This is a genomic window from Ramlibacter monticola (assembly GCF_016722785.1).
GTDB classification, from domain to species: domain Bacteria; phylum Pseudomonadota; class Gammaproteobacteria; order Burkholderiales; family Burkholderiaceae_C; genus Ramlibacter; species Ramlibacter monticola.
Map to the genome: position 1 here is coordinate 1 of NZ_JAEQNE010000015.1, position 14,904 is coordinate 14,904.

Sequence of the window (14,904 nt, forward strand, 5' to 3'; positions counted from 1 at the left end):
TCCGGCCTGACGCGCTTCGCTTGCCGAACAGCCGTCAAGGAAGAAAAGACGAAAATCCCCCCGTCCTGGCCTGGAGGAATTTGACCCGGCCACAGGTGGAGGAATTTGAGGTGGCCATCCGGGACTAACGGTTGGCCGAAACGACTCGCGACTGCCGTAGTGCCATTTGGCGGACGCAGCGTCCGCCGCAGCTTTGTTGCGGGCCTAAGAAGGGCACCGAAAGCCCCTGCTTCCAGCTGAGAGCAACCTAACAGCGCGTGCTGAGCGCCGGTGCTGGCTGATGACTTCGCAGCTAGCTCTTGCGGGGCACCCAAGCCGTCCGGTTGAGCGAGGCGGCGGCGCCCCGCGATTAAGAAGGTGGCTTCCGGCCGCGTTGCCGGAGCCCAAGTGCTCCACAACAGAGAGCGTTCATCGGGATGGGCTATCGGTCGACAGACCAAGCCACGCCGCCGCTTTCTCCAGCAGCGGCGAATCCCCTTCCCACCCTTCATTCGCGTAGTCGAACAGGTCGGCGCCCTCTCCAGCCGTCCACATCCCCTCAGGAACGATCTCCAGTTTCAGTTTCGCTTGCACGAGAGTGAATCCTGCAGGACTCAGTATTTGCGTTGCCAGGGTGGCGATCGTGTCAGCGTCGCCTGGAGCCGGGAAGGCCAATGTCCGTGCTTCCGCTCGAAGCCAGCAACAGCCGCGAGAAGTCGGACGTAAACGCCACCGTCGCTAAGCACCAGTTCGCAACCGGATTCCGGCCCCCTCGGCTCGTCAACACCTGGCGGCAGAACGAAATCGCGCTCAGAGGGGCTTACTGCGTGCTCCCCGTGCACCCAGAGAGGAAGTGAGCGAAGGTCTTGAGCCGCAAGATCCATGTACTCCGATTGGAAGATCACCGGCAGATAATCTCCCGTTCGGAGCACGCTCAAGAGCTCGGCCAGCCACCCTGTGTATGCCCAATTCCGGCCGCTTCCCTCGGCCGCAAGGTGCGGGAACCGAAGCACGAACTTTTCGGCAAGCTGAATCGCGTCATCGTTGGCGACGTCGTCCCAGTCAAAGTACGAGCTACCGCTCGCGGAGCTATACACAGCAGCATCCCTGAATCCTTCCTCCCGGAGCACGATCCCCGGGTCCGGGTCGAAGCAGTGCGCGGGTGCGATGGCCAGCCGCCATGCGAGCGGGTGGACGTAGGGCATGACTCGAAGCCTCTGGTACCCCATTTTGTGGAGCTCCGAGACCATTCGAATGACGCGCTGCCCACGCCTGATCACAGGAAAGTTCGACTTCATGATCTCCTCCTCTCGTGCAAGTGATGACTACTCCTCGAAGAGCCGCACTAGTTCCAGCGGTCCACGTCCCATGCTCAATGGCAGCGCGTCGTCGCCAATGTCGATGCCGAGCACGTGAACCGTCGCCGCCCACCCTTCGACCGCGGGCAGCAGGAGGCGAGTTTCCGCGGTGAAGCTGGTCTGCTGCATCGGATAGATCAGCGCAAGCTCCCGACACCGGTAAGCACTGGCATAGGCATGCAGTTGGTACATGTCGGCCTCAGCCGGATACGGCCGGTCCTTGCGGTCGAACTCCAAGCGTTTCCACTTCGTGTCTGCAACGACAAGCACCTGTTTCGCGCGCACAAGCAGAAGGTCTGGCCGAAGCAGGTAGCCAGGCTCGATCACGTCGCCCGAGTGCACCATCGCCAAAGCTTGGCTGCGATCTTGGGTGATCACCTCCAGCGCATGCCGCGATGCTGCTTGGCGGAGCACGGCCGCCACCGAGGATTCGAACAGCTTGTTCATGTCGAAGAGGAGCGCCGGCGCCTCGTGGCGGCCCCCGCGCAAGGCGGGTGCCAGCAAGGCCAGGATCCAGCGTGCCCAATCGATAGCCTCGCGATAGCGCTCGGCTCGACGATCGAACACCAGGCGCTCGATCTCGACTCCGGCAAGCCGCGCGTCGTCGACCTCGTCGAGCACGCCCATCAGCTCCACCCAACGCCGGCTCAGCTCGGCGCTGCGTAACCACGGGCGGGTGACGCGGACGGCCTTCTTCAACACGCGGTTCCAGACATTGTCGGCGCTGAGCTCGTCGAACACGCAGGCCACCGTGTCCCGACGATTGGCGTGCGTGCCGAGCTGACGAGTGGTGTCGATCCGGCCGCGCACCACGCACAGATCTTCCTCGTCTTCCAGGTATTGGCGCAGCAGGCCGCCGCGGATCACTGTCGTGACGGCCTGGTAGAAGGCCGCGATGAAGGCCTCGAGCAGCGGAGCGCGGCGCAGGTGCTGGCCCGCCGGCAGATGCGCGAAGTGCGGGAAGCGCTCGCTCAGGCGCAGCAGTCGCAGCAGAACACCGCGGCAATCTTCGGCCGCTACGTCCCGGTCCTGCGTCTTGGGCAACACCTCCAGCACCCGTTCGCCGAGGCTCACGACGCCGCAGAACTGCGCCAGCTTGACCTGGCGGTGCCCCAGTTCGCAAAAACCGGGCCGCTGCTCGCCGATCTGCGCCAGCAGCTCGGCCTCCAGCGGCGTCAGGCTGAAGCCAGCCCCTTCAGCAGTGATCGGGATGCCCTCATGTTCAAGGGCCGTGAGCACGCGCGGGCGATCGGCGACCATGCCTGTCGCCCGCTAGGCCTCGATACCCGCATACAGGCCGCGAAAACTCTCCGCCGTCCATTCCTCGCGCGGTGTAACGACGAACCGCGGGCGCTGTCCCGGCACGCCATCGTTGCGCGTACCCGAAAAAAGGCTTGTGAAATCCACCGCGTGTTGCGCCACGAACGGCGCGCCCTGGGTCGACAGTGTCAGCGCCACGCGTGAGAAGTCGTCGAAGAAGTATTCCTGCAGCAGTGGAACGATCTGCCGTTCAAACACATCGCGCAGATCGTCCAGTCCATGCGCATGCATCAGGTAGGCGTGGCCGATGCGGTGGTCGCGGTCCAGCAGGTACTCCAACCGGTCATTGATCCGCCGCAGCAGCCGACCCAAGTGCACGCCGTCAACCTCTCGGTCCATTTCCGGCAGGTCGTAGCGCGGCTCGCGTTCCTCGAAGCGGAAGCGGCGGCGCAGCGCCACGTCCAGCAAGGCGATCGAGCGGTCCGCCGTGTTCATCGTGCCGTAGATGTCCAGGTTCTTCGGAACGCCGAAGGGGCGCTCGACGGTGTCGGCCTCCTCGTCTCCCGGCAAATGCACGGCCAGGCCCCCGACCAAGCGCCCGTTAGCGTCGAACACTGCGCGCTTGTCGGTCTCGATCAGCGTGATCAGCTCACCGAACACCTTGGCAATGTTGGCGCGGTTGATCTCGTCGATGAACAGCGCATAGCGCCGGGCAGGGTTTGCATGCGCCTCGTCGCAGATCTGCTTGAACTTGCCATCGACCAGCCGGAACTCGGTTCGACCGTCGTCGGCCGTTCGCACGGGCCGGATGCCGCGCACAAAGTCCTCGTAGGTAAACGAGGGGTGGAAGGTAACCAACTTGTAGCGCAGGATGGCCTCGCTCGCGGCGCTCGGTCCGCCCTTCAGCGTCTGCCACAGCGAGGCCGCTTCGTCATCCTGCTCCTGCCAGTTCGGCAGAAGGTGCCAGTCGCCGGCCTCGCGCTTGTCGAAGATGAAGGGCGAGCGACGAACCGCGATGTTCACCGTGCTGCTCGTCTGCGGCGTGTGCTCCTGCAGGTAACCCCACAGCGAGGCCTGCACGCTGGCGAGCGCCCGGCCGCGTTGCTTGGCCTTGGCCTGGATCCAGCGATGCGCCCTGATTTCGGGCACACGCGCCGGCCGGTTCAGGTCGGCCAGGGCGGCGGCAATCACCGCGCGCCAGCCGAAACCGGACAAGGTTTCGTGCAGCCAAGTGTCGGGATCGACTTGGCTGGGCGCATCGGTGTACTCGGTCATCCTCTGGCGAAGCCAGTGCGTCTTGCCGGTGCCGGGAGGGCCGTATAGGATCAGATTAACCGGCGGCGCGCCAGCGTCAGCGGGTGTCACGTTTCGCGCAGGCGGCGGCGCCGGTTCGCGGACAGAGGGTGCTGCGTCAGTCGGCGCTGTGTCGTCGTCGTCTTCGGGTTGCCAGCGATCCGAAAGCGGCGGATCGTAAAAGTCCAAGTTCTGACCGGGGTGCGCGGCCTCCTGCGCGCGGCGAAGCGTCAGAATCGCATCGTCAAGCTGCCGGTCGCTCCAGTCGCGCAGTTCGCGGCGTCTGGCCACGCCATAGGCTTCAAGAATGCGTCGCCGGTCCTTGTTGGACGACATGCGCTCCACCCGGTCCGGGAAGGCGAACCAGCGCAGCATGTGGCGGAACTGGCGGTCGCCGTCGCGCGGCACGCTGTCGATCCAGCCCACAAATTGGTCGTAGTTGGTCAGCACCGCACGGCGCTGCTCCTGCGCCTTGGCCTTCAGCGCGCGCAGCAGCGCGATCAGGTAGGCCAGCTCCTTCCAGCGCAAGTTGCCGTACGCTGTGCCGGCCGACCCGACGCCGCGAAGCACCTGGTCGTCCAAACACGGTCCAACAGCCGGCAGCGGCTCGCCCGACCAGGACCACGCGCGCTCTACGTGTTCGCGCTTTGTCTTAGCGCCGGTATTGGACGGGAACAGCAGCAGGGCCCACAGCAGCTCCGCTGCAAACTGCTGGGCCGCCCCTCCGGCATCGGCCAGCTGGCGCTCCAGCTTGGCCATGAAACCGTCGCTGCCAGAATCGGGTCGGTCGACGAAGTCACGCTGAAGGATTTCGGCGTTCGCCGTCGTCCACAGCAGGCGGCCCGGCGCGAAGAGTGAGCCGTCTTCGACGAGGCAGGCGTCGATCCAGCGCCGTGCGGCATCGAGCAACGGCGCGAGGTCGCGGTCGGCGGTCTGGCGGGCCATGAGTCTCCTCCTTCAGACTTATTGCGGTTCACTCCGGCGACGTTGCCCTTTCCCGACAGGCAGTCAGACCGCAGGCACGGGGACAAGTGGGGTGATCGGACCTTCTTGCTGATCGAAAGCTGCGGCGCCTCTTGTTAGCACCTGCGCCACCACCCTCGCTGCGTCGCCGCACAACCGTGCGAGCCTAACGTCGGCGGGTTCGTCATTCAAGTCCTGCGGCACCAACTCGCCCCGAAAGGCTTTGGCGAGCAACGCGGGAGTCAGGCGGTTCACTTGAGCGCGGGCGGCGGCGTACTTTGCATCTAGCGAGTCGGCGAGGGCGAAGAGGGATTCCACGCGTCAGACGATCTCAATCTGCTCTGCCAACGCTGGAAGGGCAACAGGAAGCGTGCGCACGTCTTCGATATTTGTGCACGTGTAGGCGACGCTCTTCTCAACCTTCACGAACCCCTCCGCAAGCTGCCGAAGCTTGAGGAGGCAGGTGTGTGCGAAGTTGGACTCGCTGGCTGCTTTCATGGTCTCCTGGGGCGTCGTTGGGAACAGCTTCCCACGACACCGGGATTCTGCCCGAGGTGTGCAGGTGCGGCCGAGTAGGAGCTTCAGCGCTCGCCGCTCATAGGCTTGCGCGTGAAAGGTCACGCGCCGAACACGCTCTGTGGGGACGGGCGAGATGTCGGCTCGCGAGCTTGCGCGAGGCATCGAGCGGGATGTGAAGCGTGCACGAGGTCCGCTGCCAAGCGTTGTTGGACGTTGAGGAGGTCGGCCCCCCCCAAATTGGGTGGCGTACGGGCGAACGCAAGGTCGTAGCCTCTCTATCAAGTAGCAAGGTAGGTCGACCGGCGACAGGATGGCCTCGCAGCTTTTCAAAGGGGTCCACAGTCGCGCTCCCGTGGCGGAGTTCCCACCGTTTGTGGCGTAAGTACCAAGTGCGCCCAGTTTGCGTGCGCCCACACTTCTCAAAATGAGAGGAAACGTTGCAAAATTCTGCAACACGTAAATGGGACGGCGTAGCGCCTGAAACCCGTGGCAGTACTGCCCGTCAGAAGGGAGACAAGCTGGACTGGATCAATCTTGACCCCTGGAGGTTCCAGAGATAGGTGCCGTACCTGGTCAGGGGAACCGCCACCTCCCGAACTTCAGCGACTGGTTGCCAGACCGGTTCCATCCCGATGACGCCACTCTGGTCGGAGAACTTAACGCGTCCTTTTTCACTTGGCGTGCTCGATCTAGCCTGCGTCCGAATTGCGTGACATGACTCCTGAATCCGTATCCAACCTCACCAATGCCCTGCACTGGGTAATTGGGGGCCTTCTCGCGCTTGCGATCCTGTTTTTCATCCTACAGTTTTTCCTGCCAGGCTGGCGCGCACGGCGCGACTTGTCGGCGGCGCTGCACCATCTAAAGCGGCTGCGCGAGTCCGGGAAGCTGCTAAATCTTGACGAAGTACGCGACCAGGTCATGACCACCCCGGCCCTGCGCCACTGCTGGGACGAGTACCGAGACACTCTTCATGGGCAGAAGCAACCAACGCCCCGCGGCGATATGGAAGTGGCGCGGTGGCGCGCCACCGCAATGGCCAACGGCTTCTTCACTGAGCAGACGCTGGTCGATGCGCCCCTGCGCACCGAGTTCTACAAGCACCTGCCTGGCATCCTGACGGGTCTGGGCATTATCGGCACGTTTTCTGGTCTGATCGTCGGATTGCAGGCGTTCGGCCAAGCGGATCTCGGCAATGCGGACGCAGCCCGCAACGGGCTCAGAGCCCTGCTCCAGACCGTAGGGAGTGCTTTCGTTGTCTCCGGCACTGCGATCGCTCTTGCCATGCTGGTCACCACTATCGAAAAGGGCATCGTTAACCGGCTGTACACGGTGCTGGAAGATCTATGCGGCGTGGTGGACAGCCTGTTCGACTCCGGAGCGGGGGAAGAATACCTCCAGCGCTTGGTTGAGGCCGCCGAGACCTCGGCGACACAAGCCATGCAGATGAAGGAGTCGCTGGTAACCGACCTGAAGCAGGTTCTGACCGAGCTCACCCAGCAGCAGATCTCGACCATGACGTCAACAACTGCGCAGCTCGGGCACTCAATCACGTCGAGCCTTAACGACGGTCTCAAGGAACCTTTGGACCGCATCTCGCAAGCTGTGCAGACGGTGGGTAACAGTCAAGGGGATGCCGTCAACAAGCTTTTGACCGACGTCCTGAGCAACTTCACCAGCCAGATGGAGAGCATGTTCGGGTCGCAGATGCGCGGCATGAACGAGATGCTAGTCCAGACGGCCAACACGATCCAGGCCGCATCGAAGCAGTTCGAGCAGCTCGCCGGGCAGATCCAGGAGGCAGGCTCCGGCGCCGCGGACGCGATGGCAAGGCGCATCGACGATGCACTGCAGCAGATGCAGGCACGTCAGTCCGAGGCAAACGACCAGATGCGTCTGTTCATCGACCAGCTGAAGGACAGCGTGTCGCGCGGCCAAAGCGAATCCGCCGAACTGACGCTGGGCATGATGAAGGAATTGAGTGAGACGTCGGGCGCTCTCATCAGGAGCCTGCAGGAGCAGGCGCATGCGAGCGACCAGGCTCATGCGGAACGCCAGGCCACCGCAGCGCGGGAGAGAACAGCGCTCCTGGCCAAGCAGGAGGAGCACTTGCTCGGTTTGACAAGCGCGGTCGCAGACGCGGCATCCGCGATGCGCGAATCAATCGAGCGCCTGCAGACCGCAACGAACGTCAACGTGGAACGCATGGGACTCGGAGCAGAGCGCTTGCTCGGGGCATCCACACAACTCGGTGAGAACCTTGTCAAGATGAAATCGGCCAGCGAGGGCCTCGGTGAAACGGGCCAGCAGGTTGCGGCTGCCGCATCCACCTTGTCGAACGCCGCTCTTACGACGCAGCAGGCACTGGCGGAGCACCGATCCGTTCGCGACACCATCGCGCAAATGGTGACGGACCTGCGGAGCACCGTCGAGAACGCGAAGCGGGAAGCTTCCCTGACCAGCGAGTTGGTCGGCACCCTGAGCTCCGCGACGGAGAAGCTAGCCGCCGCGCAACGTGCGGCGGACGAGTACCTGGAAGGGGTGACGAACGTCCTTGGGGAGACCCATGCGGCCTTCGCCAGCCAGATGGCGATCACCATGCGCGAAGGCAATAAGACCTTCCACGAAGAACTGGCCCAAGCGACGGGCGTCCTGAAGGGAGCGATCCAGGAGCTGGGCGATGTCCTCGACAACCTGCCCACGCCCGCATGACAGCCCGCCCATAAGTCATGATCGGAGTTCGCATGTCGACGCCCCGCCGCGGGCGCGAGGAGGGAGAAAAGCCCTTCTGGATTTCCTTCTCGGACCTGATGTCCGCCTTGATGGTCCTCTTTCTGGTCGCCATGAGCGTGGCACTTCTAGCCGTCACGAAAAAAGTCTCGGAAGAGGAGCGCGAGGACAAGCAGCGTGCGGAGGCGATTGCGTCGCTGATGGAGGAAATCCAGAAGGTCGTCTCCCATAAGGAGTTCGAAGGCGTGCGCGTGATCGGGAACACGATCGACTTCGGGCCCAGGGGCCGCTTCGAGCGTGAAGGACAGAACGTCCTGTCCGCGCCGCAACGCGCGCTGCTGCGCCAATTCACGCCCAGACTGCTCGAACGGCTCCGTTCCAGCGACGCGGGGAAGCACTGGTTCAAGCGCGCCGTCGTGGAAGGCTATGCCAGCCAGAGCGGCAAGTATCTGTTCAACCTCAACCTGAGCCTCGAACGAAGTGAGCGGGTCCTCTGCGAGCTCCTGCGACAACCTCTCGATGGCGAGCCCGGCCTGTCGCAAACCGACCGCGAGCTCATCGCTACCAAGTTCTTCGTGGGCGGCGCGTCATTCAACTCACTTCGCTCGACCGCGGACGACAGTCGCCGCATCGAGTTCAAGCTGGAATTCAAGACGCGCCAGGAAAGGCGCGAGGAGCGGGCTAGTCCGCAGGCGCCGCTCAACGAGCGGGCGCTTGCAGATGCACTTGATCCGAGGGAGCGATGCCCGATCTTCGACCGTTAGACGCGCTCCGTGCCCGCCTCGAGGCAGAGATGCAGCAGGCCAGGACCTTCCGGGCGGCTGTCTGGGGCAACCCGAAGGTGATGACCGAGGCGTTGCGCTCCATTCGGCGCGACTTCGGGGGCAGTGACGCCGGCCCGCAAGACGGGGACGCACTTCAGTGCACCTTGCAGAAGTTCGGCCAGACGAGACAAGTCGGGTCATTCACCGAGTTGAAGCACGTGTGCTATGGCCTCACCGTGCCAGTGGGCGAGGCCGAGTGGCGCGTTATCGATCGTGCCCCGCTGTTTAACGAACTGTTAGGTCTGGTTGATCGCCGGCAAAATCAGCCTAAGCAGTTTCGACGCTGCTACCAGGGGCTGCTGAACGGGTACTTCATCTTCAACCGTCATGTCCCGCAAGAGGGTTCAGCGCCGCGCAACTGGGAGAAGCTGCAAGGATTCCTGCATGACCGCTTGGCCGCAGTCGTGAAGGGCGCACAGAAAAGTGGCCTCACGCCGGAATGGGTGCCCCAATTGGACGAGCACCGAAACCTTCTTACGCGTAACGCCTGCGCGCGCTATTCCGACGGTCTGGCGCGGGGCGACACGAGCGAAATGAAGGCGGTCTGCTCGAGCCTTGGCATCCCGAGCACCTCCTGGGTTTGGGAAGAGGCGCTCATGGAATATGTGAGTGCAGTGTGCAGGTATGGCGATCCCGATTTCCGCGCCAAGCTTCCGGCAGTCCTGAAGCTGGTAAACGGCGACGCGGACCTCAAGCTGCCTCCGACGCTCGCAACGAGAGCCGCAGCCCAGACCGTGCGGCGCTACTCGCACTGCTCCGATAAGCCGGAACGCCAGGATCTCCGCGACACTAGCCTGAGCTTGATCGGCAACCCGTGGCTGAAACGCACGGCCTGGGACGCGCATGTAGATCACGAACCGGCTCGACAGATGGTCGAGGGCTGGCTCAAACGTCGCCTGATTAAGGATTTCTTCGAGTTGCTGGCGCAAGACGGTGCGGCCGACCTGCGGAGACTGAACTACTGGCTTAAATGGGAGCCCCAGATCACGGACATGTGGTTCGTGCTGGGAAGTGACGCGCGTACCAACCGCAGTCCGGCGTTCGCCGAACTCCGGAAACTCATGGAAGGCCGGGAACGCACGCTTGTTGACAGCAACGGCCAGAACAACGCGTTCGTCATGCGCATCGGTCCTCTGCTGGTTATCGAATTCGGCGTAACGGGCAACGCGTGTTACGCCTTCGCAGCGTCCGATTTCAAGACGGACCTTGATACCAGGATGTTGGACACAAATCGGCAGCTGAAGCAGAGGGTCGGGGCGAAGCGCCTCTCCCATGTGGCTGGCTGGGAAAGCCGGTTCGACTACGAGTTGGGCCGCTTGCTGCAATCCGTTCCAGCTTCCAAAGGTCACTTGTCCCCCGTGCAAGTGAAATCTTCGAGGCCCAACGCTGTGGCCTTTGAGGGCTCAGAGTCCTGGCGCGCCCTACAGGAGGCCTTCCGTTCGGAGGGCAAGGAGATCGTGGACAGGACGCCTGTCACTCGCGGCGCACGCCAGGAGTTTTCCGAGGCGGACTTCCAGAATATCCGAAGACTCTGCGTACAAGACGGCATCGAAATCGAAGATAACCGCCCCCGAGGCGGGGCACTGTGGGTCCTGCTTGTGGACTGGTTTGAACATCCTGGCCTGGCGGTAGCTCTGAAGGGCTACGGATTCCAACGGGTCTTGGGTAAAGGGTACTGGCTCAGGACGAAGAACTAATTCCTGATGTTCACCAATATTTTCCGGAAGAAGGCTGCCGAAGCGGCACTGGCCGCGGGGCCGTCCGCGCAGTACGACCTACACGGAATCGTTTTCACGTCCCCCGCTGGCATCACGGCCGAATGGCTCGCAGAGCCTTACTCGTTCGGTTCCGCTGCCGATCTTGGTTCCCGTCTCGCGCAAATCCACGCAGAAGGATTCGGTGAACAGCGGGTGGGCGAGTTCGTGCTGCCGTGGGCAGACGTCTACTCCCTGTTGCGTCACCCGGAATTTTCGGCGTATCGCACTGCCCTCGGCATCCCCGCCGAAAGCAGCGCACGGCCACGCATCCTGAGCCGCGGCGCCATGATGGATGCCGACTTCACGGTGCTCGTGGAAGACTGGGTGGAGGTCAGTGGCCGCCCGATGCGCCCCGCGCCCAAGCTGACGGGCCGCGTTCTGCAGGCGCACGACACGGCCATGCTCGTGCCCGAGTCGGTGCACGAGCTTCTTTCCGAACTGGCACATTTCCACGCGACGCAGGCCGCGGAGCGAACGCTCGCTTTCAAGGAACAAGCCTTCGGCCGGATTCGGAAGTTGGCGCTGGCCAGCGGCTGCCCCGTCTCGGACTACGTCGCGCGCACCATCGTACTCACGCCTGACCGGCTCAGGATGTCCTTGGATCGCCGCGGCGAAGGCGACACCCGTCTAATCGAGGTGATCCCGGGATTCGAAGACGCGCCAGCGGGGTGGATCCAGCAGTTCGACCGGCTGCCACTGCAGGACAGCTACAACGTGCCCGACGGCCCGGCGCTCGTGCGCGTGGTAATCACGCCCGAGGTCAAGGCCGTCCTCGCGGAGGTGAAGCGCATGCCGGGCCGGCGCGTCGCGGGGGCACGTGCCGAGGCCTTCGCACGGAATCCGTTCGCGCTGCTGGGTGAGAGCGCCCACAACGTCCTCGATCCTGCGGAGTTCGAGGAGGCGCTGGAGGCCGCGGGGATCCGGCTTGAGACCTTCCAGCCACACATCGAGCGCGGGCCGGCTGGGGAAGTCCAACGCGTGGGGCTGCTAATCGAAGCGCACGGCGCGGCCTCGGTCGACAGCGAGATTGCCTGGTTCGAAGCACCGGCGGAGCTGGAGCGGTTCACGGACAAACTCGATCGCTGCATAGAGGACGGATCCCAGTGCGTCACGTGGAGCGGGCACGAGCTCGAGATCGTGGGGCACTCTCCGGATCACCTCGCACAGCTTCGAGTATCCCTGCGCGAGTGGAGGTGCCCCAGGCTGTGGACTGCGACCGAGGTTCTGGACCTGGGCAACTACTCGGATCGCATTTCGGGTATTGGCGTAGAGACGTCCTTCGTCGTTCCCGTCATCGCGCGCAATGACGAAGGACAAGGCTGGTTTCCCGACAACGTCACGCTCGGATTTCGCGTCGATGACCCCGAAGCGCCATCGCCACGCAGCATCGTGCCGATCACGTTTGGCGAGATTCCCTCGCTGCGCCAATCCGTCGATGTAGCAGCAGCGGCCGGCCTGCCGGATGTTCGGCTTCCGGGCTTGGAAGCCGCCGTTCCCATTGCGGACGCAAGGCGGGCGGTGGAGGCTCTGGAACGAGCCCAGGTCGACTTGCTGCGCAGAGAGTTCAACCCCGGGAATGGAGGCAAGCCGGAGGACGCGCGCACCCGACTGGTCATCAAGCGCAACCTGGAAGAGGTCGATTACACGGAGCAGCGCGCCGAGGCCTTGGCGATGCCGCCTGGGCGCGCGCCGGTGGTCCCTCTGTCCATGCGCTCGGGCATTGCACTTAAGCCGCACCAGCAGGTCGGCGTTGCCTGGTTGCAGCATCTGTGGCAGGAATCGCCGACCAGGTGCCGCGGAACAGTGCTCGCGGACGACATGGGTCTGGGCAAGACGCTGCAGTTGCTCACGTTCATCGTCTCCTGCTTTGAGGCGGAACCGGAGCTGCCGCCTGCGCTCGTCGTTGCTCCCGTCGCTCTCCTGGAGAACTGGCGCAACGAACTTGCCCGCTTCTTCGAACCGGGAACCTTGCCGCTGCTCCTCCTGTACGGCGACACCTTGCGAGAGTTGCGTGTCAGCCGGCAGGAGTTGGACGAGGACCTGAAGCACCAGGGAATCACGCGGCTGCTCAAGAAAAACTGGGTTGGCGAGTCACGCCTCGTGCTGACCACCTACGAGACCATGCGCGATCTGGAGTTCGCAATGGCGAGCCAGCCCTGGTCTGTGATGGTGTGCGACGAGGCGCAGAAGATCAAGAATCCCGCCGCGCTCGTGACGCGCTCGGCCAAGAAGCAGAAGGTGCGCTTCCGCGTGGCGTGTACCGGGACGCCTGTGGAGAACACACTCGCAGACCTCTGGTGCTTGTTCGATTTCGTACAGCCAGGGATGTTGGGAGCCCTGAGTCACTTCTCCAGGACCTACCGGCAGCCGATCGAAGCCAAGACGCCCGAGCAGGTAGGCCGGGTCGAAGAACTCCGAAAGATCATAGAACCGCAGATTCTGCACCGCCTCAAGACAGATGTTGTGAGAGACTTGCCCGCCGCTGTCGAAGATGAGGCGTGCAAGGCTTTGCCCATGTCGCCCTACCAGCACCGCTTGTATGAAGGCGCACTCAACGCCTTGCGCGAGCAGCGCGACACGAATCCCTCGGCGCAATTGCAGGCATTGCAGGCGATCCGCAAGATCTGCTCGGACCCGCACGGCCATGCCGAGCGCGAAACGCGCTCGCTGCCCGTGCAGCGCTTGGTCAACGAGTCGCCGAAGCTGGGCTGGCTGGTGCATCATCTGAAGTCGCTGGCCGCCGATCGAGATGAAGACCACAAAGTGATCGTCTTCTGCGAATTCCGAGAGCTTCAACTGGTTCTGCAGCGGGTGACCGCTGCGTTTTTCGGATTCGCGCCCAGCATCGTGAACGGCGACACATCTGCCGATCCCCGGGCGAGCGAAAACCGCCAGCAACTGATCGACGCGTTCCAGCGCAAGCCCGGCTTCAACGTCATCATCCTGTCTCCCCTTGCGGTAGGCTTCGGCGTAAACATACAGGCGGCCAACCACGTCGTGCATTTCACCCGCACGTGGAACCCGGCCAAGGAAGACCAGGCCACCGCACGCGCGCACAGGATTGGGCAAACCAGGATGGTTCACGTGTACTACCCGGGCGTGGTGAGCGAGCAGTTCCCCAGCTTCGATGTGCGACTCGATCAGCTATTGAGCAGCAAGCGGAAGCTCGCGACCGACATTCTCAATGGATGCAGCGACCTGAAGGCCGCCGACTTCGCTGATTTCGGATAACGCTGCGAATCCTGGTCGGCTTGCAAGCCGGCGACGCGTCCGGTGCGCGGCGACTGGAGTCCAGACTAGGCGAGCGCGGAATAGGCTCGCGGAAGAAAGAGTGCATCCAGAGGCCTGCTCGTGGACATCCAGTATGGCAGACACACCCTCCGCCAACCGACAGGGGGCATAAGCCCACACAGAGATCTCTGCGCAGACGTCTGCCACCAGCTTGCGCCACTCGAGGTAGGTCTGTCTTCCATCGCTTCAGTCTTCAGTCGTCAGCCGTACCAGGTCAGTGCCCGCGTGCCAGCGCAGCCGGAAAACAATTGCACCTCTGGCGGCCGGAGCCGTAGACAACCACGAACCCGGTCTGCACCATCGCTGGATGGACCCAGGAGACGTCGATCTGCAGGCAGCGATGCCGATCCTCGCCACTCACAAGGCGGCGCTTGACGCAGTTAGAAGGCGCTTCCGCGGTGCCGGCTACATGCAGGCCGTCCGCATGATGACGGCCGGCAGGTTTGAGGGCGAACTTGGGGCCGATCTGCACGACTTCTTGACCGACACCATCATGAACGGAGGCATCGGCGTCTGGTGCGGACTGATCGACCAGGGCCACGACAAGTACTCTGTGACTGTCTATGAGTACTGCGGTCTGTATTGGGTGCATGCGCTGGAATACGACCCGATCGGATACTTCAGATCGGGCGACGCGGCGATTGAATACGTGATGAGCGCGTGGGACGATGTTGAAGAGACTGCGCTTCCACTAAGAGGACGGATGTGAAAGAACCGCAGTGCCGGCCGCTCAGCGCTCAGGAGGAACACGACCTGGACAACGAGGAGCTGTAATTGCAACGAGGATTCTCGGATGCGCGTGATCGCATGGGGCTGTCCGAATTTTTGTGTTCGAGGCGCTCGGCAGACTTGTCCACGGCGGCGGGCGTCGCTTGCGACGAACGCACGCCGCGGTGGGCAAGTCGGTGCATCTTACGGGGCGGTCCTTCG

10 protein-coding genes are annotated in these 14,904 nt (G+C 63.3%); 5 read left to right on the forward strand and 5 right to left on the reverse strand.

Going from position 1 to position 14,904, the window contains the following annotated elements; all coding sequences use genetic code 11:
• Positions 1-408: 408 nt before the first annotated feature.
• From JJ685_RS29470 to JJ685_RS29490, 5 genes are all read right to left on the reverse strand, one after another.
• Positions 409-573 carry a hypothetical protein gene (locus tag JJ685_RS29470; RefSeq protein ID WP_201677971.1) on the reverse strand — a complete coding sequence of 55 codons (165 nt, stop codon included), beginning with the start codon at positions 571-573 and terminating at the stop codon, positions 409-411.
• Between the two features lie 20 nt (positions 574-593).
• Complete coding sequence (locus JJ685_RS29475; RefSeq protein ID WP_201677972.1) at positions 594-1,277, reverse strand: hypothetical protein; 684 nt, start codon at positions 1,275-1,277, stop codon at positions 594-596.
• A gap of 27 nt (positions 1,278-1,304) precedes the next feature.
• A complete protein-coding gene (locus tag JJ685_RS29480) occupies positions 1,305-2,597 on the reverse strand; it encodes an McrC family protein (protein WP_201677973.1) in 1,293 nt (430 codons plus the stop codon).
• Between the two features lie 12 nt (positions 2,598-2,609).
• The gene (locus tag JJ685_RS29485) at positions 2,610-4,835 is read right to left on the reverse strand and encodes an AAA family ATPase (RefSeq protein ID WP_201677974.1); all 2,226 of its coding nucleotides are present in this window, start codon (positions 4,833-4,835) and stop codon (positions 2,610-2,612) included.
• A 339-nt stretch (positions 4,836-5,174) separates the two neighbouring features.
• Complete coding sequence (locus JJ685_RS29490) at positions 5,175-5,351, reverse strand: hypothetical protein (protein ID WP_201677975.1); 177 nt, start codon at positions 5,349-5,351, stop codon at positions 5,175-5,177.
• Between the two features lie 735 nt (positions 5,352-6,086).
• Between JJ685_RS29490 and zorA the strand changes: the two genes are divergently transcribed.
• The 5 genes from zorA (at position 6,087) to JJ685_RS29515 (ending at position 14,683) form a co-directional block, all read left to right on the forward strand.
• Complete coding sequence (gene zorA / locus JJ685_RS29495) at positions 6,087-8,084, forward strand: anti-phage ZorAB system protein ZorA (protein ID WP_201677976.1); 1,998 nt, start codon at positions 6,087-6,089, stop codon at positions 8,082-8,084.
• 32 nt (positions 8,085-8,116) lie between these two features.
• The gene (locus JJ685_RS29500; RefSeq protein WP_236599389.1) at positions 8,117-8,866 is read left to right on the forward strand and encodes a flagellar motor protein MotB; all 750 of its coding nucleotides are present in this window, start codon (positions 8,117-8,119) and stop codon (positions 8,864-8,866) included.
• Positions 8,867-8,895: 29 nt separating this feature from the next.
• A complete protein-coding gene (locus JJ685_RS29505; protein ID WP_201677978.1) occupies positions 8,896-10,623 on the forward strand; it encodes an EH signature domain-containing protein in 1,728 nt (575 codons plus the stop codon).
• A 6-nt stretch (positions 10,624-10,629) separates the two neighbouring features.
• The gene (locus JJ685_RS29510) at positions 10,630-13,914 is read left to right on the forward strand and encodes a DEAD/DEAH box helicase (RefSeq protein WP_201677979.1); all 3,285 of its coding nucleotides are present in this window, start codon (positions 10,630-10,632) and stop codon (positions 13,912-13,914) included.
• A gap of 367 nt (positions 13,915-14,281) precedes the next feature.
• Positions 14,282-14,683: a hypothetical protein gene (locus tag JJ685_RS29515; RefSeq protein ID WP_201677980.1), complete on the forward strand. Its 402-nt coding sequence runs from the start codon at positions 14,282-14,284 to the stop codon at positions 14,681-14,683.
• Positions 14,684-14,904 lie beyond the last annotated feature (221 nt).

Bases quoted from the DNA above. Each gene is read 5' to 3' on its own strand.
- JJ685_RS29475 (WP_201677972.1), bottom strand. From the start codon at position 1,277: ATGAAGTCGAACTTTCCTGTGATCAGGCGTGGGCAGCGCGTCATTCGA.
- JJ685_RS29480 (WP_201677973.1), bottom strand. From the start codon at position 2,597: ATGGTCGCCGATCGCCCGCGCGTGCTCACGGCCCTTGAACATGAGGGC.
- JJ685_RS29485 (WP_201677974.1), bottom strand. From the start codon at position 4,835: ATGGCCCGCCAGACCGCCGACCGCGACCTCGCGCCGTTGCTCGATGCC.
- JJ685_RS29490 (WP_201677975.1), bottom strand. From the start codon at position 5,351: ATGAAAGCAGCCAGCGAGTCCAACTTCGCACACACCTGCCTCCTCAAG.
- zorA (WP_201677976.1), top strand. From the start codon at position 6,087: ATGACTCCTGAATCCGTATCCAACCTCACCAATGCCCTGCACTGGGTA.
- JJ685_RS29500 (WP_236599389.1), top strand. From the start codon at position 8,117: ATGTCGACGCCCCGCCGCGGGCGCGAGGAGGGAGAAAAGCCCTTCTGG.
- JJ685_RS29505 (WP_201677978.1), top strand. From the start codon at position 8,896: ATGCAGCAGGCCAGGACCTTCCGGGCGGCTGTCTGGGGCAACCCGAAG.
- JJ685_RS29510 (WP_201677979.1), top strand. From the start codon at position 10,630: ATGTTCACCAATATTTTCCGGAAGAAGGCTGCCGAAGCGGCACTGGCC.
- JJ685_RS29515 (WP_201677980.1), top strand. From the start codon at position 14,282: ATGGACCCAGGAGACGTCGATCTGCAGGCAGCGATGCCGATCCTCGCC.